At 37.8% G+C, this 25,419-nt stretch carries 22 protein-coding genes and 1 pseudogene; 20 read left to right on the plus strand and 3 right to left on the minus strand.

The window, feature by feature from the left end:
• Positions 1-64: 64 nt before the first annotated feature.
• Positions 65-1,687: a M20/M25/M40 family metallo-hydrolase gene (locus tag M3226_RS03630; protein ID WP_251562679.1), complete on the plus strand. Its 1,623-nt coding sequence runs from the start codon at positions 65-67 to the stop codon at positions 1,685-1,687.
• Between the two features lie 117 nt (positions 1,688-1,804).
• Here M3226_RS03630 and M3226_RS03635 read toward each other — a convergent pair whose 3' ends face one another.
• The 3 genes from M3226_RS03635 to fabG all read right to left on the minus strand — a co-directional run bounded on the left by M3226_RS03635 (position 1,805) and on the right by fabG (position 5,179).
• Positions 1,805-2,452 carry a tetratricopeptide repeat protein gene (locus M3226_RS03635; RefSeq protein ID WP_251562681.1) on the minus strand — a complete coding sequence of 216 codons (648 nt, stop codon included), beginning with the start codon at positions 2,450-2,452 and terminating at the stop codon, positions 1,805-1,807.
• A 293-nt stretch (positions 2,453-2,745) separates the two neighbouring features.
• Positions 2,746-3,933 (minus strand): acetyl-CoA C-acetyltransferase, encoded by a 1,188-nt coding sequence (locus M3226_RS03640; protein WP_251562683.1) that lies wholly within the window; start codon positions 3,931-3,933, stop codon positions 2,746-2,748.
• Positions 3,934-4,444: 511 nt separating this feature from the next.
• Positions 4,445-5,179, minus strand: a complete 735-nt coding sequence (gene fabG / locus M3226_RS03645) for a 3-oxoacyl-[acyl-carrier-protein] reductase (RefSeq protein ID WP_251562685.1) — start codon at positions 5,177-5,179, stop codon at positions 4,445-4,447.
• Positions 5,180-5,627: 448 nt separating this feature from the next.
• Here fabG and M3226_RS03650 point away from each other — a divergent pair, with 448 nt between their 5' ends.
• The 19 genes and pseudogenes from M3226_RS03650 to M3226_RS03740 all read left to right on the plus strand — a co-directional run bounded on the left by M3226_RS03650 (position 5,628) and on the right by M3226_RS03740 (position 25,292).
• Positions 5,628-6,023: a polyhydroxyalkanoic acid synthase subunit PhaR gene (locus tag M3226_RS03650; RefSeq protein WP_251562687.1), complete on the plus strand. Its 396-nt coding sequence runs from the start codon at positions 5,628-5,630 to the stop codon at positions 6,021-6,023.
• Positions 6,024-6,057: 34 nt separating this feature from the next.
• A complete protein-coding gene (gene phbB, locus M3226_RS03655; protein WP_251562689.1) occupies positions 6,058-6,801 on the plus strand; it encodes an acetoacetyl-CoA reductase in 744 nt (247 codons plus the stop codon).
• 67 nt (positions 6,802-6,868) lie between these two features.
• A complete protein-coding gene (gene phaC, locus M3226_RS03660; protein WP_251562691.1) occupies positions 6,869-7,957 on the plus strand; it encodes a class III poly(R)-hydroxyalkanoic acid synthase subunit PhaC in 1,089 nt (362 codons plus the stop codon).
• A gap of 330 nt (positions 7,958-8,287) precedes the next feature.
• On the plus strand, positions 8,288-9,190 hold the full coding sequence (locus tag M3226_RS03665) for a LysR family transcriptional regulator (RefSeq protein WP_251562693.1): 903 nt from the start codon (positions 8,288-8,290) through the stop codon (positions 9,188-9,190).
• 152 nt (positions 9,191-9,342) lie between these two features.
• Positions 9,343-9,681: a hypothetical protein gene (locus M3226_RS03670; RefSeq protein WP_251562695.1), complete on the plus strand. Its 339-nt coding sequence runs from the start codon at positions 9,343-9,345 to the stop codon at positions 9,679-9,681.
• Positions 9,682-9,827: 146 nt separating this feature from the next.
• On the plus strand, positions 9,828-10,844 hold the full coding sequence (locus M3226_RS03675; RefSeq protein ID WP_251562697.1) for an LLM class flavin-dependent oxidoreductase: 1,017 nt from the start codon (positions 9,828-9,830) through the stop codon (positions 10,842-10,844).
• 98 nt (positions 10,845-10,942) lie between these two features.
• Positions 10,943-12,280, plus strand: coding sequence for an LLM class flavin-dependent oxidoreductase (locus M3226_RS03680; RefSeq protein ID WP_251562699.1), 1,338 nt, complete (start codon positions 10,943-10,945; stop codon positions 12,278-12,280).
• A gap of 12 nt (positions 12,281-12,292) precedes the next feature.
• The gene (locus M3226_RS03685) at positions 12,293-13,945 is read left to right on the plus strand and encodes an ABC transporter substrate-binding protein (protein ID WP_251562701.1); all 1,653 of its coding nucleotides are present in this window, start codon (positions 12,293-12,295) and stop codon (positions 13,943-13,945) included.
• 4 nt (positions 13,946-13,949) lie between these two features.
• Complete coding sequence (locus tag M3226_RS03690) at positions 13,950-14,903, plus strand: ABC transporter permease (protein WP_251562703.1); 954 nt, start codon at positions 13,950-13,952, stop codon at positions 14,901-14,903.
• A 14-nt stretch (positions 14,904-14,917) separates the two neighbouring features.
• Positions 14,918-15,799 (plus strand): ABC transporter permease, encoded by an 882-nt coding sequence (locus M3226_RS03695; RefSeq protein WP_251562705.1) that lies wholly within the window; start codon positions 14,918-14,920, stop codon positions 15,797-15,799.
• Positions 15,800-15,811: 12 nt separating this feature from the next.
• The gene (locus M3226_RS03700; RefSeq protein ID WP_251562707.1) at positions 15,812-17,833 is read left to right on the plus strand and encodes an ABC transporter ATP-binding protein; all 2,022 of its coding nucleotides are present in this window, start codon (positions 15,812-15,814) and stop codon (positions 17,831-17,833) included.
• A gap of 88 nt (positions 17,834-17,921) precedes the next feature.
• Positions 17,922-18,980 (plus strand): LLM class flavin-dependent oxidoreductase, encoded by a 1,059-nt coding sequence (locus tag M3226_RS03705; protein ID WP_251562709.1) that lies wholly within the window; start codon positions 17,922-17,924, stop codon positions 18,978-18,980.
• A gap of 303 nt (positions 18,981-19,283) precedes the next feature.
• Positions 19,284-20,618, plus strand: a pseudogene (locus tag M3226_RS03710) (LLM class flavin-dependent oxidoreductase).
• A 120-nt stretch (positions 20,619-20,738) separates the two neighbouring features.
• Positions 20,739-21,017 (plus strand): glutaredoxin family protein, encoded by a 279-nt coding sequence (locus tag M3226_RS03715; protein ID WP_098530706.1) that lies wholly within the window; start codon positions 20,739-20,741, stop codon positions 21,015-21,017.
• A 122-nt stretch (positions 21,018-21,139) separates the two neighbouring features.
• Complete coding sequence (locus M3226_RS03720) at positions 21,140-21,976, plus strand: transporter substrate-binding domain-containing protein (protein ID WP_251562712.1); 837 nt, start codon at positions 21,140-21,142, stop codon at positions 21,974-21,976.
• Positions 21,977-22,011: 35 nt separating this feature from the next.
• Positions 22,012-22,719, plus strand: a complete 708-nt coding sequence (locus M3226_RS03725) for an amino acid ABC transporter permease (RefSeq protein ID WP_251562714.1) — start codon at positions 22,012-22,014, stop codon at positions 22,717-22,719.
• 15 nt (positions 22,720-22,734) lie between these two features.
• A complete protein-coding gene (locus M3226_RS03730; RefSeq protein WP_251562716.1) occupies positions 22,735-23,445 on the plus strand; it encodes an amino acid ABC transporter permease in 711 nt (236 codons plus the stop codon).
• Positions 23,442-24,212, plus strand: coding sequence for an amino acid ABC transporter ATP-binding protein (locus M3226_RS03735; RefSeq protein WP_251562718.1), 771 nt, complete (start codon positions 23,442-23,444; stop codon positions 24,210-24,212). Before M3226_RS03730 ends, M3226_RS03735 begins: the two co-directional genes overlap by 4 nt.
• A gap of 42 nt (positions 24,213-24,254) precedes the next feature.
• Positions 24,255-25,292, plus strand: a complete 1,038-nt coding sequence (locus M3226_RS03740; RefSeq protein ID WP_251562720.1) for an ABC transporter substrate-binding protein — start codon at positions 24,255-24,257, stop codon at positions 25,290-25,292.
• Positions 25,293-25,419 lie beyond the last annotated feature (127 nt).

Consider the following 25,419-nt stretch of genomic DNA (forward strand, 5'->3'; position numbering starts at 1 on the left):
CACAATTTTTAATATATTAAAATACTACTTTATTAAGAATTGATTTCAAAGGAGTATAAGGATTATGGAGCAGCTTAGGTGGGGAACACCGGACAAATTAAGAAGATTGTTGTGTGAACTAGTCAGTTGGCATAGTATGACATTAACGGAAGGTGAGCGTGAATTTCCCGGCAAAGTTCAGGCGAAGCTGAAAGAACTCCAATACTTTCGTGACAATCCTAACAAATTGGAACTGAATGAAGCGGATTTGGATCGTCGCTTTTTAACGGCGTTATATACGTATAAGGAAGTTAAGGACACGATCGTATTAATCAGTCATTTTGATACTGTAAATACTGAAGAATATGGGGACCTTCAGCCATTTGCCTATCAACCTGAAGAGTTGACAAAATTACTTTTTGATAGAATTGATGAATTACACGGCGATGCACAAGTGGATCTTCTATCGGGTCAATATTTATTTGGACGCGGGACAATGGACATGAAAATGGGACTTGCGATGCACATGGGGTTACTGGAAAAAGCATCAGTTGAAAAATGGCCGATTAATCTCCTGTTGCTCACCGTCCCTGATGAGGAGGTTAACTCCTCGGGTATGCGAGCAGCCATACCAAAACTATTAGAACTAAAAGAAGAGTACTGTCTCCACTATAAACTTTTCTTAAATGGGGAGCCAGTCTTTACACAAGAACCCGGTGACAGAAGTTATTATATTTATTCTGGATCAATCGGAAAAATTATGCCGTCCGCACTCTTTTATGGGAAAGAAACACATGTAGGTGAGCCGCTTAGCGGTATTACTGCGCCATATATTGCTTCATCTTTGACTCAGCGCATGGAATGGAATTTTAGCCTGCAGGAAAATATGATGGGAGAATCCACACCGCTTCCTGTGACACTTCAGCAAAAGGATTTACGATTGGAATACTCCGTTCAAACTCCATACCGCTCAGCAGCATTGTATAACGTTTTTTTAATGAAACAGAAGGCAGAAGAAATAATGGAGAAATTTGAAATAATCGCTCAAGAAGCTGCGAAGGCATGCAATCAATCCTATCAAGGTGTTTGTCTTAAGAAATCCGTCAAGCCCGTCGGAGAAGTCCGAGTTTTGCTTTTTGAGGATCTACAGTCGCATGCAATTCGAAAACTCGGCCGTGAATTCGTTGAGAAAGTGAAAGCAGAGGTTCAAGCTAACTCCAACTGGGATGATCGTGAAAAATCCTTACGAATTGCCGACAGCCTGATGATTGAGTGCCAAGAACTCGCACCGGCGATTGTGTTAATGTTTGCACCTCCCTATTATCCAGCAGTTAATTCATCTGACGATCATCTTGTTAACAAATGTGTTAAATATGTGAGGGAAAAAGGACTGGAGAAATTTGCTTTACCAGTCAAACAAGTTCATTATTTCAATGGAATCAGCGACTTAAGCTATGTAAATTATCAAGATGATGGAAAAGGCTGGACTGCATTTAAAGACAATACACCGGTATGGGGGAACAGCTATACCATCCCTTTTGATGAAATGGCAAAACTACAGGCTCCTGTCTTAAATGTCGGGCCGTTTGGCAAAGATGCCCATAAACGGACGGAGCGACTACACATGAAAAATGCCTTTGAAGAGGTTCCATTCCTTGTTGAAGGAATGATTAAAATGATTTCTTCAAGTAAGTATAAGATACCGTAAATGAAATAACTAAATTGAACTGCACCGATTTCTGGGAGCAGTGTTTAATCAATGAATAATTGAAATAAGGTCATTGAGATTCAATCTCAATGACCCTTACTAGTATGTTTGAATACATTATTTGTATGTACTCAAGCCATATTGAATGGCTCCCACAAACCCATGTTTTGCTGATTCGATAATTAATTCATAGGCTTCTTCAAACCTAAGTTGATTTTCAAGCAATAATGCAAGATTTAACATAGAAGGGGGATTGCCTAAATTAATTGCATTCTTATAGTAGCTTTCTGCTTTTTTATAATCAGGTAGAATGTCAGAGTAACCAAATTGATAAATTTTACCTAATGCGTCTAATGCTTCAATTTCACCTTGAGTTGCAGCCATATTTAGGTTGTGCAATGCTTGATTAACATCCAAAGCAACCCCTAAACCTTTAAGATACATAATCCCTTGGTAATAAAGAGCACCTGAATGTCCAAGAAAGGCAGCTTTTGAAAAATAATCAAATGCCCTTAGGTAGTCTTTTGCAATACCTAATTGTTCACTTCCAAAATAGTGATGTTTACCCATTTCGAACTCCGCAGCTGGAAATCCTTTATTAATGATTTGAGTTAGCATCTCTATTGCTTCCAGAAAGCTTTCAGTTTCGTAAAATCTTTTATATTCTTTAAAGAGATCCTGTGGAGTATTTTCTTCTATGTGAATTTGATCGGTATTGGGCATTTTATTAAAGTCACTATTAATCTTAGATTCATTAGATTTCAAATTAATCCCTCCTAATACTTCTTTTTAAAATTGATTGAGATGGTAGTTGTAAATAAATCACTAGCAGCTTTTTATAGGGGAAACTATTTGTTTTCAAGAAATCGTATGTTTAATAAGTAAAATTAGGATAGATAAATGAACATCCCTTGTATTCTCTAAAAGGAGAATAATCAAGGGATGTCTAATTAACTTGAATAAAATGCTGACTTTCCAATTACCCACTATTACAAGTAATGTTAGATAGGGCTTTTTCTCTCTATTTTGAGTCTGTCATTTTATTTGCATTTGCCAGTTTAAATGTTTTCGATAATCGTTGCTACACCTTGGCCTCCGCCTACACATAATGTAGCTAAACCAAACCGATCCTCACGTTTCTTCATTTCATGAATTAATGACACCAAAATTCTTGCACCGCTGGCACCAATCGGGTGACCTAATGCAATCGCACCGCCGTTAACATTTAACTTTTCTTTATTAAAATGCAATTCGCGGTCTACAGCGATTGATTGGGCAGCAAACGCTTCATTTGCCTCAATTAAATCAATATCTTCTAATGATAAAGAAGCACTGTTTAAAGCCTTTTTAACAGCTGGTACTGGTCCAATACCCATAATACTTGGGTCAACACCAGCCACAGCATTTGCTTTAATAACTACTAATGGTTTAAGCTGCAGTTCCTCAGCCTTTTTACGGCTCATCACAACTAAAGCAGCAGCACCATCGTTAATACCTGAAGCATTACCAGCTGTAACAGTTCCATCCTTTTTAAAGGCTGGACGAAGTTTTGCTAAGCTTGCCGCGGTTGTTCCAAACTTAGGAAACTCATCCTGGCTGAAGACGCTTACTTGACCTTTACGGCCAGGTACTTCAACCGGAACAATTTCATCTTCGAATCTATTTGACTCAATCGCCGCTTGTGCCTTTTGTTGGCTCCATGCAGAAAATTCATCTTGCTCATCACGGGTAATTTCATATTTTTCAGCAAGATTTTCGGCAGTAACACCCATGTGATAGTCATTTTCAGCACACCATAATCCGTCTTGGATCATGCTGTCTAAAATTTTCTGATCCCCCATTTTAAAACCGTTACGGCCGCCTTTTAGTAAATATGGAGCTTGACTCATATTTTCCATTCCGCCTGCTACGATCACTTCAGCTTCGCCTGAAAGAATCGCTTGTGTTGCCAGGTGCACGGCTCTTAAGCCTGAACCACAAACCATATTGATAGACAATGCCGGTGCTTCTTGTGGAACTCCAGCTGCAAGGGATGCTTGTCTAGCTGGATTTTGACCTGCGCCAGATTGTAACACATTACCCATAATAACTTGATCAACACTAACTGGAGTAATACCTGCTCTTTCAATTGCCGCTTTTATTACTGTGGCACCTAGCGTTTTAGCTGAAACATTTTGTAAACTTCCTAGGAAACTTCCAATTGGTGTTCTAACAGCACTGACAATTACAACCTCGTTTACTGTCATTCGAATCACTCCCATAACAAATTTATTATACTCCTATGTATAATTTCACTCATATGATACTACATATAGATGCTAGTTTTATCAGTAACCCTTCGACAAATTTAGAGGTTGATTTAATGATTTAAATAAATGGCTAACGCTAAATTCACTCTCTTGGGGGGAGGAAATTATGGAGGGAAAATCCTATTAAGAGTGGATAGAAGCATAATTTTAAATTTACAACAAAACCTAAAGAAGACGAAGCAAGTTTGTCCAAATAGACAGAGAGAATTATGTAGAAATCTGGCGGAATTTGTAGAAATGTATTCTGAAAAAGGTTGGCTACTTTCCATTTTTCTTGACAAGAACTTGTAAATTAGTAAAAAAGTTTGTCAATATAGTTATATTGTTTTGTTTTTTTTGATGATTAAATGAGAAGGGAAGACATCCAAATGGATGTCGTTCCCTTTTATTTTGCTTTACTTGAATTATATATTTCCTATTTATATTTAAAGAGCTTACCCGTCGAATTCTAAATCACCAAACCTCCATCAACACTTAAAACTGTTCCGTTAATATACTTTGCATCATCCGAGGCCAAGAAAAGGTAGGCAGCTGCAATATCTTCAGGTTTTCCAAGCCTTTTAAGTGGGGTTTTATCCTTCATATAATTGAGGACCTTATCTGGTACAGCTGCAGTCATGCCGGTTTCTATGAAGCCGGGAGCAACCGCATTGACTCGAATTCCTTTGGGCCCAAATTCCTTACCCCAGCTTTTAGTTAATCCAATTACCCCAGCCTTTGTCGCTGCATAATTGGTTTGCCCAATATTCCCATAAAGTCCGACAACGGACGAAGCATTCAGGATCACACCCGAACCTTGTTTTAACATAATAGGAGCGACCGCTTTCGTGCATTTAAAGACACCCGACAAGTTAACAGAAATAACCTTTTCCCAATCTGATTCCTCCATTTTTGTAAGAAATCCATCAAGGGTTATACCAGCATTGTTTATCAAGATATCGATTTTACCGTGTTTTTGGATAATAGTTTGAACCATTTCTTCGATTTGGGAGCTGTCGGTTACATTCACTTGAAAAAATTCTGCTTTTTCATTATTCATTTCTTCCAATGCTTTTCTTCCAGCTGCTTCATCATAATCACATATAACCACATTCGCTCCTTCGTTTAGAAATTTTATTGCTGTTTCTTTTCCTATTCCTTGTGCTCCACCGGTAATCAAAACAACGCTTTCATTAAACTTCAAACTTACCACCTCTTTTTTTTAAATTCATTCAGCCACCAGAATTCATGAAGAGAAACATTCAGTCTGAAATTTTGTCTAAATTGTGAACAAAAAAGCAGTAAATAATAAAAATTTGTCGATACTTGTTGAAAAAACGACTAATCTTTAGTCGCTAACCACCGACTATTCTTTAAAAAACAATAGCGATTTGCTAAAAATACTATTCAATTTATATCAAAAATAGAACAAAGGAAAATTTATCCGCTGTTATTGGAAGCGCTTAAACTACTGATACTATTGTGTTTAAGGGGTTTATAAAAAAATTCTATATATGTAATTCACATTAAGGTTAGAAATTTGTCGTAATATGCAATAATATTTTTAGATTATTTTTAATGTTTGTGCTTTAATTTGTTGAAAGATGTTAGTATGATTAAAATGTCGATAAAAAGGTTAAGGAGGAATTAAATTGACAACAAATTTTAATGTTTTTGAAGCTTGGAAGGATCTATATAACCAGACTAGTAATTTATATGATGAAAAAATCATGGAGGCTTTTCCTTCCCAGGGGGTCGGGCAACTTTTAGACATGAATCTACAATTTAAAAAATTTCTTGACGAAACAACAGAAAAATATTTAGAACTTAGCAATCTGCCATCACGCAAGGATCTTGCTCACTTATCTTCTCAAATTGTTAATGTCGATACAAAGGTTGATAGCTTAGAAGAGCTGCTAGAGGATAAACTGGAGAGCGCTGACAATCAGGTGTCTTTAAAAAGCGAATTATCGGAATTGAAGTCCGAAATGAAGAATCTAGATAAAAAACTGAATCAAATTCTATCCATTTTAAAGACTAAAGAATAACATACATACTTACAACTAATGGGGGATGAAAAACATGACAAATTTAAATGGTAAAGTAGCAATTGTAACAGGCGGCAGCAGAGGTATTGGTGCAGCTATTTCGATGGAACTTGCAAGACAGGGTGTAAAAGTGGTTCTTAACTTTGTTTCTCGTGAAGAATTAGCTGAAAAGATGGTAGCAGATATAAATGAAATTGGTGGAGAAGCTTATGCAGTTCGTGCGGACGTTTCCAATATCGATGATGCAGCACATCTTGTACAGGAAGCCATCGATCATTTCGGAAGAGTAGATATTTTGGTTAATAATGCAGGTATTACGAGAGATAGCACATTTAAAAAGCTAAGTTCAGAGGATTGGAGAAGAGTAATTGATGTTAATTTAAACAGTGTTTACAACACAACATCAGCTGCACTTCCTTACCTTCTAGAATCAGATGCAGGCCGTATTATCAACATTTCATCCATTATCGGACAAGCGGGCGGGTTTGGTCAAACCAACTATGCAGCAGCAAAAGCCGGACTAATTGGATACACTAAATCTTTAGCTCTTGAATTAGCTAAAACAAATGTAACCGTTAATGCCATTTGCCCTGGATTTATCGGAACTGAAATGGTTCAAGCAATCCCTGAAAAAGTTCTAGCTGGAATTGTAGAAAAAGTTCCGCAAAAACGTCTAGGAAAACCGGAAGAAGTAGCTCGCGGGGTTGCTTTCCTATGTAGTGATGGAGCGTATATTACAGGTCAGCAGCTTAATATTAATGGCGGACTTTACATGTAATTGTCATGAAGGTAGATATCTATGTATATAGTAAATAATAATTAAGGTAAGGAAGGAGTGAACTTTCATGAGCGTACTTGCGGAAAAAGATTGGGACATGTTTCTTGAAGCATTCCCTGAAGAGTATGGAAAGCAAGTGAAACGTGTTATAAAGGCAACTCAAGTGTTAACTGTTGATCCTAAGCCAGAAGTAGGTCCTACTCCCAAAGAGGTGATTTGGACTAAGAATAAAACAAAACTATATCGTTATGTTTCTGAACAGCCGAAAAAACATAAAACCCCATTACTGTTGATTTATGCATTAATCAATAAACCATACGTTTTGGATTTAACTAAGGGCGGAAGTTTAATAGAATATCTAGTTAATAATGGATTTGACATCTATCTTCTTGATTGGGGTACACCTGGATACGAAGATCGAAATATGAAACTAGATGATTTTATTATCGACTATATCCCGCGGGCAGTTAAAAAAGTCTTAAAGACATCAAAAGTTGATGAATTGTCGATTCTTGGTTATTGCATGGGCGGTACGATGACGTCTATTTTTGCAGCTCTTTACCCTGAATTACCGATTCGCAATCTAATCTTTATGACAAGCCCATTTGATTTTGAAGATTCTGGATCATATGGTGCCATGTTAAATGAAAAATACTTTAATATTGATAAAGTAGTAGATACCCTTGGTGTGATTCCACCTGAAATGATTGACTATGGAAACAAACTGTCAAAGCCAATGGCTAACTTCTATGGACCCTTTATAAGTCTAGTAGATCGTGCGGATAATGAAAAATTTGTAAAAAGTTTTAAACTTTTACAAAAATGGCTAAATGATGGTATTCCATTCCCAGGTGAATCTTATCGCCAGTGGATCAGAGATTTTTATCAAAAAAATAAGCTGATTCAAGGGGAATTGGTGGTTCGTGGCCGCAAAGTTGATTTGAAGAATATCACGGCTAATGTACTAAATTTAGCAGGCCAAAATGACTTAATTGCCCAACCACATATGGTAGAAGCCTTGATGGATGCTATTTCTAGTAAAGACAAACAGTTTAAAAATTTACCAGTCGGTCATACGTCAATTACATTTGGCAGCCAAGCTTCCAAAATTACCTACCCAACCATTGGCGATTGGCTCGCTGAACGTTCTAATTAATCATTAGCCTAAAACATGTATACCCAAAAGTGAGTGTTTTTAAACACTCACTTTTTATATAGGTGAAAATTATTATATTAAATTATCAAAAAATATCAAGACAAATAATTATTTAAATGAATGGTTTTCATTAAAATAATTATTATTCTTACTTTACTTATAGGATTAATTGGGTTAAAATTTAAATAATTCAAAAAAGAACTAAGCTGATTGGTCGACCAAAGGCTCCTAAACGCATGATGCGGAAAGGGGCCTTTTTTATTTTTAGTAAACAATAGCCAATGAAGAATTAAATTAACGCTTCATAGTAAGTCAAAAAGGGGTGTTAGAATGAATATTGATCATCTTGATGCTTTTATGTATGTCGTTCACCTTGAAAGTATCCACAAAGCAGCAGAAGCACTTTATTTATCTCAGCCAACCGTAACAGCGAGAATTAAAACATTAGAGCAGGACCTTGGCATCGAACTTTTTTTACGAAAGGGGAGAGGTTTGACACTATCTGAGGAGGGAAAAGCATTTATTCCGTATGCAGAACAAATTATTCGTACTTATCAACAAGGGAAGAAACTATTAAAAAAAGAAGACCATCCAGAGGAAATCGTGATTGGGGCGAATTTAATTACATCACAATATTTTATACCATTTGCCCTTCCTTCCTTAAAAAAAGCGCATCCTGAGCTTCGATTTAAATTTATTTCAGCTTCAAACGAAGTATTGCTTGAGAAACTGCTGCAAAGGCAGGTTGATATCGCCTTCTTAAAGGATGTTAATCATCGAGGAGTGCAAAAGCATGGGCTTCTAAATAATGCTGTGAAATTAGTTGTTTATCCTGAACACTTATTTCAATTTCAAAAGAAAATCACTGTTCAACAATTAGCAAATGAACCCTTGGTATTTTTTGAATGCGGGGCTTTTGATTGGAATAGCGTTTATCATTTATTTGAAGTAGCCAATATTGAGCCAAAAATAGATTTTCTTGTTGATCACCTCGAGGTAGCAAAATCTATTATTCTTAATCAACATGGCATAGGGTTCTTACCATCCTTAAGTATTAAAGATGAACTTCAACGGGGAGATCTTATTGAGATAGATGTGTCTCATCTCCTGCAAATTCAGCAGCATATTTATGCTACCCATCTAATCAATGGTTTTGCACATAGGCCGGTCTGGGATGCTATACTTTTGTCCGTTAAGGAATTTAACAATCAAAGCATCCTGACGATTAATTAAAATTTCGAATGAAAAGAATAAATTATTCTATTACTAAACGTATTGTCATTTCTAACTTCTCGGTGATAGGATTAATCTCAGGTAAATACACTTTTTCACTAATAAATCCGACTATTCAAGTGTGTATTCTTGGGTATAAAAGGAGGATGTTCATGATGAAAGCACAAAATGTAAATGATGTGAGACCTTTTATTAAAACGAAAAAACTAAATTCTTTTGGAACGCTTAAATATCTTAATATGCCAGATCTACAGTTTTTTATCTGGTGCAATCAACAATATAGAGTAAATAGAGGAATCTATAATACGATTGATCAATGGTTTTACGAATATGGGATTATTAATATTTATTCTCGCAGAATTCAGCTTTTAGCCTTTTTAGATACTGTTAAAGAGGACTTGAATGAACCTCATTCATCTAAATTTATTAGATTTGGTCATGGAGGTCTAACTAAAAGATTGAATGATTTTATCAATAATAAGGATAAATAAAGCGATAGATTTTTTTAATCAAATACAACAAATTTCCTATCAGAGAAAGTATTGCGTTGTCCTCATTGCCGGTGTAGGATAAAAAACAATAAATAAAAACATACTTTTCTGATTGGTTAAGTCAGAAAAAGCGGAGGGAAATATCAATGAGTTATAAGTTGGGAATTTTAGATCAGAGTCCAATTTTTCCAGGAACAACTGCTTCTCATGCTTTGAAACAAACGGTTTTACTCGCTAAAAAAGCAGAGGAATGGGGATACTCGCGTTTTTGGGTTTCTGAACATCATAATGCAGAGCAATTAGCAGGATCGTCACCGGAGGTATTGATTTCCTATTTATTGGCTCAAACCAAGAGCATTCAAATTGGGTCCGGGGGAGTCATGCTTCAACACTACAGTCCATATAAGGTGGCTGAAAACTTCCATGTCTTATCAAATCTGGCACCTGGAAGAGTAGACCTTGGGATTGGGAAAGCACCAGGTGGTCTTCCTTTATCCACAAAAGCCCTGCAGTATGGAACGGTCAATGACGGTAAGGACATTTCAGAACGGCTCTCTTTTTTATTAGACTTAATTGAAAACTCAGTCGATAGCAGACATCCGCTTGCAGGTATTCAAGCGACCCCGATTCCCCAGGAAAAGCCAGAAATTTTTCTACTAGGTGCGAGTGCAAACAGTGCTCGGCTTGCAGCAGAACTAGGAATTTCATTTGTTTTTGCTAAATTTATCAATAGTGATGAAGCGGTATTAGAAGAAGCGGCAAATCTTTATCGGGAGGATTTTCCAAATGGACGATTCATTGTTTCGTTGGCTGTTATTGCTGCACCTACTAAAACAGAGGCAGAACAATTAATAGGGAACAGAAAAATAGTCAAAGTCCATCTTCAGAGTGGCCGCTCCGTAACTGTACAATCAACTGAGCAAGCGGAATTCTTTGGAAAGCAATCCGGTGAACCATATGAAATTACTGAACAAGAAGCAGACATTATTGCCGGAACACCTGACTATATAACGGAAGTTTTAAATCAACTTCATAAAACGTACCAGGTAGATGAATTTATCATACATACACCATTTGAACAAGAAGCAGCAAGATATCAATCATTTCAATTGTTAAGCCCTTTAAAAACGGCAAATTTAACTATTCAACCTTTAAATAGATAAGATTCGGAATGAAGAGTTTCATTATTTTTTTAACGCTAAAACCAACTATTCGGGTAAGGATTATAAACAATCCATTGAGTGAAGGGACGGAAATTGTGATGTCAAATAAAAGACAATTAAAACTAGGGACGATTATTCATGGCGTGGGGGGAAATATTGCCGCTTGGAGGCATCCAGAGGTATTAACAGATGCCAGTGTTAATTTTGATTTTTATAAGGAGCAAGCGCAAAAATCTGAAAAGGCTAAATTTGACTTTGTTTTTATTGCAGATGGCCTGCATATTAATGAAAAATCTTTGCCCCACTTTCTAAATCGGTTTGAGCCGCTTACGATTTTATCGGCACTTTGTGCTGTCACTTCACGAATCGGTCTTGCGGGAACCGTATCCACTTCCTATAGTGAACCATTTAATGTTGCACGGCAATTTTCCTCATTGGATCATATTAGTCATGGCCGGGCAGGATGGAATGTCGTTACTTCCCCTTTAGAGAAAACAGCATTAAACTTTAGCAAAACGATTGAGGAGCATCCTAACCATCCAAAAAGATATCGAATTGCCTCTGAATATTTAGATGTTGCCAAAGGATTATGGGATTCATGGGAAGAAGATGCATTTATCCGCAATAAAGAATCAGGAGTATTCTTCGATCCTGAGAAATTACATCCATTAAATCACAAAGGAGAATTTTTCTCTGTACAAGGTCCGTTAAATATTGGCAGGTCAAAGCAAGGGCGGCCGATTATCTTTCAAGCTGGATCATCTGAAGATGGGAAAAACCTTGCAGCTAAAGATGCTGATGCTATTTTCACTGGTCATGCGACATTGGAGGAGGCACAAAAATTTTATCAAGATGTTAAACGCAGGACTGCTGAATATGGCAGAAATCCTAATCACATTCTCGTCTTGCCAGGCATCGAGCCAATTGTTGGGAAAACAGACAAGGAAGCTGACCAGAAATATCAAGAGATTGCTAATTTAGTATCCATTGAACAAGCATTAAACTATTTAGGCCGCTTTTTTGAACATCATGACTTTTCACAGTATCCACTTGATGAACCTTTTCCAGAAATCGGCGATTTGGGGTCAAATAGCTTCAAAAGTGGAACAGATCGAATAAAACAGGATGCGAGAGAACAAAATTTAACTCTTCGCCAGGTTGCCTTAAGGGCTGCGACTCCAAGAACTCCGTTTATTGGTACGCCAGAAAAAGTAGCAGATTGCATGCAGGAATGGTTTGAGGGATATGGAGCCGATGGATTCATTATTCACTTTAATGTTCCTAGTAATTTAACAAGTTTTATTGAGCATGTAGTACCAGTTCTGCAAGAACGTGGTCTTTTTCGAACGGAGTATGAAGCAGATACCTTACGAGGCAATCTAGGACTCCCGTACCCAGAAAACCGTTATTTAAAAAATATAGTGAAAAATGGTTAAGGGGTGGTTCATGTGAAACGAGTATATTGGAAAAAATTATTACCTATTTCATTAGCAATTTTACTCTTATTATCAGGCTGTGCAAGTAGTACTAGTACAAAAAATAGTAGTTCACAAGGAACAAACGGTAAGGTTGAATCACAGCCTGACTCTGGGGGTGATTTAACCTATGCACTTGCAACCTCTCCTGATTCACTTGATCCGGCACGGAGTGGTTTAGCGGTTGCTGTTCGTGCATTCAGAACCATTTTTGACAGCTTAGTCGTTCAGGCGCCAGATAATACTATAAAACCGTGGCTTGCTACAGAATGGACAATTTCAGATGATGGAAAAGATTATACTTTTAAGCTGCGTAAGGATGTCAAGTTTCAGGATGGAACCCCTTTTAATGCGGAGGCTGTTAAATATAGTTTTGACCGGATTTTAGATCCAAAAACCCAAGCAAAAAATGCGGTTGCCCTTCTAAAACCCTATCAATCGTCAGAAGTGATGGATGATTACACAATCAAAATCAATCTTGCAACACCTTCAACGGCGTTTTTAAGTAACCTAAGCCAGGCAATGCTGGGAATTGTTTCCCCGACTGCGGCAGAAAAGTATGGTGATCAGTTTGGCAAACACCCCGTAGGAACTGGACCATATAAGTTTGTCAGTTGGACGGATAATGCAGACATTGTGGTTGAAAAAAATAAAGATTATCATTGGGGACCTTCCATCGTAGAAAACAAAGATGCACCTTATCTTGATAAAATAACCTTTAAAATCATTCCAGAGGAGGCAACTCGTATTGGCAGTGTCCAAAGCGGGCAAGTCCTTGCGGCAGAAACAGTACCGCCGCAAAATATTCTTTCATTAAAAAATGATCCGAACACTCAATTGCTTCAAGTAAACACAATTGGTTTACCATATACCCTCTTTTTTAATCAAAGAAGGGCTCCGTGGAATGATGTGAAAGCACGTAAAGCAGTTCAGCTGGCGGTTGATGTGGATGCAATTGTAAAAACCCTTTACTTAAATACCTATTCACGAGCATGGTCTCCACTTTCACCAGGTATTTTTGGTTATGATCAATCTCTTGAAAATAGCAGCAAGGTTGATGTAAAGAAAGCTAATCAGCTCCTTGATAAACTTGGCTATGTAAAAGGGGCGGATGGTATTCGTGAAAAGGATGGAAAGAAACTGATATTAACATATGTCGATGGAACTCCAAACCGTGAGAAGAGAAATGATATCGCCGTGATGGTCCAACAGCAATTAAAAAAGATTGGAATCAAGGTAGAAATCAATATTACAAAGGACATTGCTTCAGTGGTTCAACAGAAAGCGGATTATGATCTATATGGAAATAGCCAAGTCAATTCTGACCCCAACGCATTACTAGCCTTTTATCACTCAACCACCCCAGAAGTAGAGGCAACGGTTAAGAGACTGGGTGGGGGTTCCGATCCAGAAATAGATCAATGGTTAGAAGCTGGTACAGTAGAAACTGACTTAGCAAAAAGAGAAGAGCTCTACAAAAAAGTCCAACAGAAAATCATTGATCAAGCATGGATTCTTCCTATTTATGTATTTCCTTATACCGTAGCAGCATCTAAGACTGTTAACGGGATTAAGTTCGATTCATTAGGTTATCCGCTATTTAATGATACAAATATTAAGAAATAATGGAATGGAGCTGGGAAATGTGGCACTAGCCAATAAGATTCTTTTAAAAATCTCTTCTGCAATAGTATCCATTTTTGGCTCCCTCATCCTTGTATTTTTAATCATCTATTTGCTGCCAGGTGATCCAGTACTGTCCATGCTGGATCCTTCTACGGCAACAGCTGAAACGATAGCCAATTTACGCAAGGAACTTGGGCTTGATCAACCAATTTATATTCAATTTGCTGATTATTTTTTGAACGTTTTACATGGGGATTTTGGTCAATCTATTATCAATAGCGAACCAGTCTTGCCTAAAGTCTTAGAACATTTTCCGGCTACACTTGCTCTTACACTTACGAGTGCCATATTTTCTATAGTAATTGGACTACTATTTGGAGTGCTCTCGGCAATATACAGGAATAAATGGATTGATTTTATTGCTAGGTTAATAGGTTTATTTGGAATTTCAATGCCAACATTTTGGTCAGGCATTTTATTAATTCTCATTTTTTCTGTCTTTTTAAACTGGTTTCCTGCTATGGGATCAGATGGCTGGAAGACACTTGTCCTTCCATCACTTTCTCTAGGATTTGTAGGTGCAGGATTAATCATTCGGATGGTAAAAACGAGCATGCTCGAAGTAGTAAATGAGCAGTTTATTGTGACGCTTCGTGCGAAGGGTCTTTCCGAACGGGTAATTATGTACCAACATGCTCTTAGAAACGCATTAATTCCTGCGATAACAATTATTGGTATTAATATTGGTGAATTAATGGCTGGTACTGTTGTCATCGAAACCGTCTTTTCCAGGCAGGGGGTTGGCAGAATTGTTGCGGATGCTATCATGGCTAAAGATTTACCTGTAATTCAGGGGGTTGTGTTTTTTAGTGCGATCGTTTATGTGATTGTCAATCTACTAGTTGACCTATCCTATTCATTAATTGATCCCAGGGTTCGGAGATCTGATCAAAGGTAAAGGAGGCAGTATAAATGAAAGAAATCGTTAATGTTGAAACAACACTGCGAGTTCCGAAATGGACTTTAAAGAAAAGGAAAACGAACTTCTCCATATCCAACCTTTTTTTATACACATCAACAGTTGTTGTACTCTTTATTATTGCCTGTGCCATTTTTCCTAAGTGGATTGCGCCCTTTTCACCAACCTATATGAATGCAGAGTATATCCTAAGTAAGCCAAGTGCCAATCATTGGTTTGGGACGGATTATTTTGGCCGGGACGTATTTAGTCTCGTCATTTATGGAAGTCAAGATTCGCTTATTATTGGTGTAACATCCGTACTTATAGGTGGAATTATAGGTGGGAGTATTGGAGCATTGGCAGGATATATTGGCGGTTTTGTTGATGTAATCTTAATGAGGGTCATCGAAATTTTAATGACTATCCCAGGAATACTACTTGCCTTAGCCATAGCTGCTGCTCTTGGTCCTAGTTTATTTAATATTGTATTGGCTGTAGCGGCTTCGGCAATTCCGGGCTATGCACGTGTAATGAGAGGACAAGTGATGAGTATTAAAAAAAGAAAGTTCGTCGCTGCATCACGTTCAATTGGAACACCTAGTTGGAGGATATTCCTATGGCATATCTTACCTAATTCCTGGTCACCGCTTCTTGTTTTGGGGACGATAGGACTTGGTACTTCGATTTTAATTGGTTCAGGGTTAAGTTTCCTGGGTCTTGGGACCATAAAGGAAATTCCTGATTGGGGAGCCTTACTATCACAAGGAAGAGGATATTTAACAGTGGCATGGTGGATTTCCACCTTTCCAGGATTAGCCATTACTCTTTTCGTCCTCTCAATCAATATTATTGGCGATAAGCTTCGCGATTCCTTTGACCCAAAAACGAGGTAGGGGAGAGAAAAAATGGAGAAATTACTTAAAATAAAGGACTTACAGGTTGATTTTACCAGTAGCAATCATGTGTTAACTGCGATTAAAAATGTCACATTAGACATTAAAAAAGGAGAAACGGTCTGTATCGTTGGGGAGTCAGGAAGCGGCAAAACGGTAACTTCTAAAACGATTATGAGGCTTATAGATTACGAGAATGGAAAAATATCCGAGGGAAGTATCGTAATCGATGGAATCGACCTTACAAAACTTTCACAAAAAAAACTCCGTTCTCTTCGCGGGGAAAAAATAGCGATGATTTTTCAAGAACCGATGGCCGCGTTTGATCCTGTCTTTACCATTGGGAAACAAATCATTGAGACCATCCTTGAACATAAGCATTCAAATAAGTTAGAAGCTAAAGCGAGGGCCATTTATTTACTAAGGCGAGTAGGTATCTCGGATGCTGAAATTCGTTTGAACCAGTATCCAAATGAGATGTCCGGAGGTATGCTTCAAAGGGCGATGATCGCCATGGCGCTTGCTTGTGATCCAGATTTACTTATTGCAGATGAACCGACTACCGCACTTGATGTGACCATTCAAGCTCAGATATTGCAACTTCTACAGGAATTGAAAGAAGAACTTGGCATGTCCATTCTCTTAATAACCCATGATATGGGCGTTGCAGCAGAAATGGCGGACCGAATTATAGTGATGTATGCCGGCAAGATCGTTGAGCAAGCTGATGTGAAACAATTATTTGAACGGCCTTTTCATCCATATACATATGGATTATTACAATCAATCACGACTGTGGATGGTGATAGGAGCAAAAAACTATACTCTATTAAAGGATCAATTCCAGGCTTAGATGATTTACCTTCTGGATGTCATTTTCATCCGCGATGCCCATTTGCAACGGATCTCTGTAAGAGCGAATCGCCTCCATTTATGGAGGTTAATCATCGTCAGACGGCTTGTTGGCATGCGGAAGAGGTATCAGAAAAACTCTTTAATAAAGATTTGGAGACGAAAGTTGACGTACAGCCTCAAAAAGAAATGGCTCAAGCGATTCCCGTGGTTATTGGTGAACCATTGTTTGAGGTTCAAGAGTTAAGTAAATATTATCCAATAGGGAAGAAACTATTCTCTCGACAGCCATCCTATATTAGCGCTGTTGATAACGTGTCCTTCCATATCAATGTAGGTGAAACATTTGGTCTGGTTGGAGAATCAGGCAGTGGAAAATCGACATTGGGCCGAGTTCTCTTGCAATTAGAGAAACCTACCAGTGGAGAGGTCTTCTTTCAGGGCCAGGAGTTGTCAGAATTGTCAGCAAGAGAATTACGTGAAATGAGAAGGGATATGCAAGTAATCTATCAAGACCCTTATGGTTCTGTTAATCCCCGCTGGAAGATTGGGGATATTATCGGAGAACCTCTTCAAGTTCATGAAACAATTAGTGTGAAAGACAAGATTGATAGAGTTCAAGAATTATTAGAGATTGTTGGGTTAAATAAAAACAGTTATGATCGTTATCCACATGAATTTTCTGGCGGCCAGCGTCAGCGTATTGCGATTGCTAGAGCGATTGCGCTAAATTCCAAGTTTATTTTAGCCGATGAAGCGGTATCAGCTTTAGATGTTTCCGTTCAGGCCCAAATCATTAATTTATTGAAGGATGTACAGAGGGAACGGAATTTAACTTATTTATTCATCGGCCATGGTTTAAATATTGTTCGGCATATTTCCGATCGGATCGGTGTGATGTATTTAGGTCAATTGGTGGAATTGTCCAATAGTGAAGAGTTGTTTTTACATCCTGCCCATCATTATACAAAAGGTCTTATTGAATCAATCCCAGTAGCCGATCCCACGTGCTTAAGGGAACGGATAACCCTTAGTGGGGAAATTCCATCACCAGCAAACCCGCCATCTGGATGTAGATTTCATACCCGCTGCCCGGCAGCAACTGCCCGTTGTCGTGAAGAACAGCCTTTATTTAGTGAAGTGAGTAAAGGTCATTGGGCTGCATGCCATCATCCAGTTTAAATGGGCGGGGTGAAGGACGAAATTGTATAAATCATAACGAAAAGTGTCCTTCATAGAGGGCTAGGGATTTAAATAGGAGGAAACAAGGATGAAATTTGTTGTGTTTGATTTGATGAGTAATCATCCAAATGGTGTGACAGGAGAGATATTAACGGAGCAAGAACGAATTCAACAAGTCATTGCTCAAGCCGTTTTCGCAGAAACGCTTGGGTTTGATGGATATGGAGTAGGTGAGAGGCATGGTGCTCCATTTCTATCTTCTTCACCAGCCCTAATGTTAACGGCCATTGCAGCACGAACCTCAAAAATACGCTTGATGCCTACCATATCAGTTTTGAGCGTCCTTGACCCAGTGCGAGTAGCAGAGGATTATGCCACACTCGATCATCTATCTGGAGGAAGATTGGAGATGATGATTGGAAAAGGTAACGATCCGCGCCACTACCCCTTATTCGGAATCAAAGAGGAAGAGCAATGGATAGCACTAGCTGAGCGGTATGATCTTCTTAAACGGTTATGGTCTGAAGAAAATGTCTCATGGGAAGGGACATATCGTCCTCCAATAAAAAATGTGACAACAGAACCTAGACCCTATCAGAGGAAGATACGGATTTGGCATGGCAGTGCATCTAGCCCACTTTCTACTGAGCTTGCAGCAAAAAATGGGGAACCGATTTTTTCATCAAATGCTTTTCATCCCATGGCAAAATACAAAGAATTGATTGACCATTATCGTGAACGTTTAGAATTCTATGGGTTTGATTCAAAAAACGCTGTCCTCGGTGCTGGAGCTGGCAGTTTATATTTGGCCAACACAAAGGAAGAGGCCATTAACCGGTACCGGCCATATTATGACACTTATATGAATACAGATGCATCAAAACATAACCAATCTCCATTTAAGAGTCTTGAGGACCATGTACAAAACGGTTCACCTTTAATAGGAAGTCCTGATTATGTTGTAGAAAAGATACTTAAATACCATCAAGCATTCGGACACCAAGTACAAAGTATAAGTGTGGGGGGGATAAGTCAGGAAGAACAATATGAGCAGCTAGAGAGATTCGCTATGGAGGTTATTCCAGTGCTCAGACGTGAGATCCCTAGTACTATTTGGGAAATAGAAAAATCAGCAGTCGATTCCTAAACTATTTGCCTTATATGATTACTGGCGGAAAGGGGGATTCAATGAGCAATCAGATCCGTACTATGCATCTAAATTTATTTCTATATAACCTTGGATATCTTCAGGCCTCCTGGCGTCATCCTTAATTACATAAGCTTAGTATTTTACTTAGGGTAATTGATAGTTTTTTTGAATATAAACAATAATTTTTTCTATCAGATAAAGTATAGAAAATCGGATCCTTACGTGATAGGATAAAGCACAAGAATTAAAAAAGTATTCCTATCAAATAACTCGGGATAAAACGAAAAAGGAGGAGCGTAAATGTCTAATAAAAGAAAGTTGAAATTTGGGGCTATTATTCATGGTGTTGGCGGCAATATTGCTGGATGGAGGCATCCCAATATCCAAGCTGATGCCAGTGTCAGTTTAGATTTTTACACCAGTCAAGCTAAGAAGGCTGAAGAAGGTAAATTTGACTTGGTTTTTATTGCTGATGGTCTGCATATCAATGAGAAATCCATTCCACACTTTTTAAATAGGTTTGAACCACTGACGATTTTATCAGCCCTTGCTGCAGTTACCTCAAGAATTGGTCTTGTGGGAACACTTTCAACGTCTTATAGTGAACCGTTTAATGTTGCCAGGCAGTTTGCTTCCCTTGACCATATCAGTCATGGCCGTGCGGGCTGGAATGTGGTTACATCACCATTAGAAAAAACGGCTCTAAACTATAGTAAAACGATTGAGGAACATCCTGATCATGCCAAAAGGTATCGAATTGCAGCTGAATATCTCTAGGTAGCGAAAGGACTTTGGGATTCATGGGAAGATGATGCATTTGTTCGCGACAAAGAAACAGGAGTATTTTTTGATCCAGATAAATTGCATCATTTAAATCATAGAGGGGAATTTTTCTCTATACAAGGTCCGCTAAATATCGGTAGATCGAAGCAAGGCAGACCAGTCATATTTCAAGCTGGATCTTCCGAGACAGGCAAAAATCTTGCAGCAAAAGAAGCAGACGCCATTTTTACAGGACATCCAACATTAAAAGCCGCACAAGCATTTTATCTGGATGTCAAAGAGAGTGCAAAAGCCTACGGACGGAATCCAGATGAGCTCGTGATCCTGCCAGGGATCGCGCCAATTGTTGCTGTAACAGAGGAAGAGGCTGAAAGGAAATACCAAGAAATTGCCAATCTAGTTTCCATCGATAAAGCCTTAGATTATCTGGGACGTTATTTCGAGCATCATGATTTTTCACAATATCCTCTCGATGAACCGTTCCCTGAACTTGGTAATTTAGGTAAGAATAGCTTCCGAAGTCATACAGATCGAATTAAACGGCAAGCAAAAGAAGAGAATTTAACGCTTCGCCAAGTCGCCTTGCGAGAGACAACGCCAAAACCTGCTTTTCTTGGAACGCCGGAAAAAGTAGCCGATCTCATTCAGGAATGGTTTGAAGCAGGTGGCGCTGATGGGTTTATAATTGTTTCTGCTGTACCCAATGGGTTAAATGATTTTGTAGACTATGTTGTGCCGATTCTTCAAAAACGAGGAATTTTTAGAACAGATTACGAGGCTGACACATTACGTGGTAATCTAGGAATTCCTTATCCAGAAAACCGTTATACAAATAAGGTGGTAACCCATTGAATAGTAAATACAATCAGTCTATATGCCGGCTAGTCAACTAGAGGCTCTCTATATTAAGATGATAAATCTTAAATGGGGAGCCTATTTTGTTAAAATAAAAAATTAATGGAGGAATTTAAGATGAGTAAAGAATTATCAGTTGTGGTTTGGGCTAAAGAAGGATGTCATTATTGCGGGGAAGTAAAACAATATTTAGAAGATAAAGGAATTAAATATAAAACTGTTGATGTTACTCATCATGATGAGCGCAGAGATATTTTGGAGATCAAGTATGGTGTTCGTCATGTACCTGTCGTTGAAATTGGTCAAGGGGATTTATATGAGGGTGTGACAAAAGTAGGGATCGAACATATTGAAGCAGTACTGGAGAAAATTAATAAGAGTAGTATTTTAAAATAATTCCGACTAAATTCATATGTTTACTAGTTTAAAGAAGGTGTTAGTATGCACTACATAATACAGCAACGCTAGTAACTTTGTATAAAGAGTTGGGGAAAAATGTGAATAAAGGGTGGATCATTATGAAATTTAAAAAATCATTTCTATTAACATTGACGCTATTGACCGCAATAGTGGCGGGGGCATGCTCATCACAAGAAACTAGCAAAACTTTCAAAGCAAGTTCGAATACAGCGAAAGGAGAAACAAAAGTACAAAAAATAATAGTGGGAACTGGGACACAGTTTCCGAATGTTTGCTTTATCGATAAAAATGGAAAGTTAACCGGTTATGATGTGGAACTAGTTAGAAAAATAGATGAAAAACTGCCAGAGTACAAATTTGAGTTTAAAACAATGGAGTTTTCCAACCTGTTAATTAGCTTAGAAACAAATAAGATCGATTTTATTGCCCACCAGATGGAAGTCAATGAAGAACGACAAAAGAAGTTTCTTTTTAATAGCGAACCGTATAATATTTTTCCTCTTCATGTAACAGTGAAACAAGATAACAATGAAATTAATTCCATTAAAGATTTAAAAGGGAAAAAGGTAATCGTAAGTGCGACCAGTAACTCAGCTGTATTTATCGAAAAGTATAACAAGGAACATAACGCAGGTATACAAATTGTTTATGCAGGTAATGGACCAGATTCTACTATTAATCAAATAAAAACAGGCAGAGCAGATGCCACCATTACCACACCGTTTTCAGTGGATTTCCTTAATAAGCAAGTGGATGCTCAAGAAAAAGTAGTCGGTGAACCACTCTTAAATTCAAAAGTTTATTTCCTTCTAAGAAAAGATGAAACACCACTACAAAAGAGAATTGACGAAGCACTCGTAGAGTTGAAAAAAGAAGGAGTCGTTGGCGAATTAAGTAAAAAATGGTTAGGAGCTGACTATACCGTCAACTTTTAAATCGTAGCTCGTTAGTGTTTGGAGGTTGTTTAAAAATGGGCAAAGCGTTTGATCCTTTATTAATTATTGAGTTTTTACCAACACTACTGCATTATCTGGGGGTAACCCTTGAGATTTTAGCAGCATCTATTTTTCTAGGACTAATCCTCGGTGTAGCAGCCGCTATACCGAGGTTGTTTAAAATCCCTTTCTTAAATCAACTGGTCATTTTATATGTTTCATTTATTCGCGGGACACCGATTTTAATCCAGTTATTCCTAGTATTTTATGGCCTACCCGCAATTCTAATGATTTTCGATATTGATATTTCTAAGCTAGAGGCTATTTATTTTGTGATTATTACTTATGCAATTAGTAATGGCGCAAGCTTTTCAGAAATTTTTCGCGGAGCCATACGCGCTGTTGATAAAGGGCAGACGGAAGCAGCCTATTCAGTTGGAATGACAAGCACACAAAACTTCTTTCGGATTGTTTTACCACAGGCCTTACGGATTGCTTTTCCAAATATGGCAAACTCCGTTGTTGGATCTTTAAAGGATACATCCCTTGCTTTCAGCATTGGCGTGATGGATATGGTAGGCAGAGGAGATACGCTTATTTCAGCAACCGCTCATGCATTGGAAGTGTATATATCCCTTTCTATCATCTATTATGCTGTTGTTCTATTGTTTGAAAAGATTTTTAATAAATTAGAAAAACATTTCAATCGTTATCAGAGTGCTGATATATCAGTTGCTGCTTAAAAAGGAGGGGTATACATGACAATCGATCTTCCTTTTATATGGATCGCTTTTAAAGAAATTATTAAATCTCTTCCCACTACTCTCATTTTAACCATTGTCCCCTTATTGGTGGGATTCTTAATTGGAATAATTGTTGCACTCGTAAGGATCTATAAAACAAGATTTGTATACCAGGCAGCTAATGGGTATGTTTCCTTTTTTAGAGGAACTCCCATTATCATGCATATTATGGTCATTTATTACGGAATCCCCTTATTAGTGGACCAAGTATCGTTAAAGTTTAATTTAAATATCCAATCTAGCAAAATTCCCATTATTTTGTTTGTTTTAACCGCGTTGTCACTAGCAGCAGGTGCCTATTTATCAGAAATTATCCGCTCAGGGATTATCAGTGTGTCGACGGGTCAATTGGAAGCTGCTTATTCAGTGGGGATGACGAAGCTTCAAGCGATGTTCCGGATTGTTCTTCCACAGGCATTAGCACAGTCTGTTCCAAATTTTACAAATATTTTCGTTGGTTTCTTACACACATCGTCTATAGCATTTCTCGTATCTGAAAAAGAATTGACGGGTGCTGCTAATATTGTCGCTTCAACTAACTTGAAATTTTTAGAGGCTTTTATTGCTGCTGGACTAATTTATTGGGGACTTACGATTATTGTTGAGGGAATTTCTTTTTTATTAGAAAAACGAGTAACATCGTATAGTCGAGGAGGCATGTCATGATTATTTTAAAAGACATAAAGAAATCATTTAACAAATCGCAGGTGTTACGAGGTATTAATCTAAAAATAAACCGTGGTGAAGTGGTTACCATACTTGGGCCAAGTGGTTCAGGGAAAACCACTTTACTACGATGCCTAAATTTTTTAGAAAGACCTGAGGCTGGTATTGTACAAATCGGAAATATCCAGGTTAATGCAAAGAACGCTACGAAAAAGGATATGTTGTCGGTAAGAAAACAATCGGCAATGGTTTTTCAGCACTATAATTTATTTGCTCATAAGACAGTGGTGGAAAACGTAATGGAAGGTTTGGTGGTTGCAAAAAAAGTAAAGAAAAAGGATGCCAGAATAATTAGTGAGAAAGTGCTTGAAAAAGTGGGTCTTAGTGATAAATTACATTTCTATCCTTCTCAATTATCGGGCGGGCAGCAGCAGAGAGTAGGAATTGCAAGGGCATTAGCATTAAATCCAGAGGTTATTCTTTTTGATGAGCCAACGTCGGCATTAGATCCTGAATTAGTTGGAGAAGTTCTATCCGTTATAAAAGAAATAGCACAAGAAGGAATTACGATGGTGGTTGTTACGCATGAAATGAGTTTTGCTAAAGAAGTGTCTGATCGTGTTCTGTTTATGGATGGGGGAGTCATCGTGGAGGAAGGAACTCCATTGGAGATATTCCATGCACCTAAGGAAGAAAGAACTCGTCGATTCTTACAACGAATTTCGGGTGAATCGTTTTTTGCACCGTTAAAAGAGCAGGTAAATTAAAAGATAATAATTATTAATCTGAATAAGCGTGAGGTAATGGGAATGAAAAAGATGAGTGTGTTTTTCGTACTCTTAGGACTTTTAATATCTATCGTGTTAACTGGCTGTTCATTTAATAAAGAAAGTGAACAAACAGGCGCTAAGGAAGTAACGAAAAAAGAATCAGTAGATTTAAGTAAAGTTACTTTGCGCGTTGGCCAAACGGGTTGGGGAACAATCCAGGAAGCCCTTAAGGTAGCAGGTCTTGAGGACACTCCTTATAAAGTAGAATACAGTGTGTTTCAAGGCGGTAATTTAATTTTAGAGGCAATGACGGCTGGTCATGTTGATTTTGGGATTACTAGTGAAATTCCTCCTCTTTTTTCATCTTTGGCACAAAATGGGGAGCATTCGAAAGTTATTGCAATTCAACAATCTAATACTCTTCAACAGGAATTAGTAGTTGCAAAAGGATCCCATATCAAAAGTGTAGCAGATTTAAAAGGAAAAAAGGTAGCATATGTACAAAATACAACAGCTCATTATTTTCTAATCAAAATGTTGGAGGATGCGGGTTTAACTTGGAATGATATTAAGCCTGTTCAATTGACTACTTCTGATGGATTAGCTGCGCTTCTTGGGGGGAATGTGGATGCTTTAGCAAGTTATGGGAATGCCATTATATCTGCACATCAAAAGGGAGCAACTACGCTTGATAGTGCAAAAGATATTTTATCAGGAGATTTCCAAGTCAATGCCTTAACAGAGGCTATAAGTGATCCAGGAAAACACGCCGCCATAGTCGATTTGCTTGACCGAGTAAATCAAGCATACAAATGGCAAAGAGAGAATCCAGAAAAATGGGCCAAAATAGTAGGAGCAGAAACAAAACAACCGTATGATCAAGCTTTCCAAACGTTTAAAGATGGAGAAGAACAACGACCAACACGGATAATCCCTCTTTCTGATTCGAAAACAGACTCCCAGCAAGATATAGCCAATGTCTTTCATAATGCGGGAATTATTAATAACAAAATTAAAGTCACCACTTTCTGGAACCATGAATTTGATCAGGAATTATCAAAAATCGTAAATCAATAGGGAATGATGTTGTCAAAAAAGAAATTTCTATTTTAAAAAGAAGTTCTTCTGTTGTGAAATGCTTCAAGTACTAGCGCTAGTTTAATTCCGACTATTCGTGTAGATTAAATCAGTATTTTTAAATAAA

The organism is Neobacillus cucumis, from assembly GCF_023715505.1.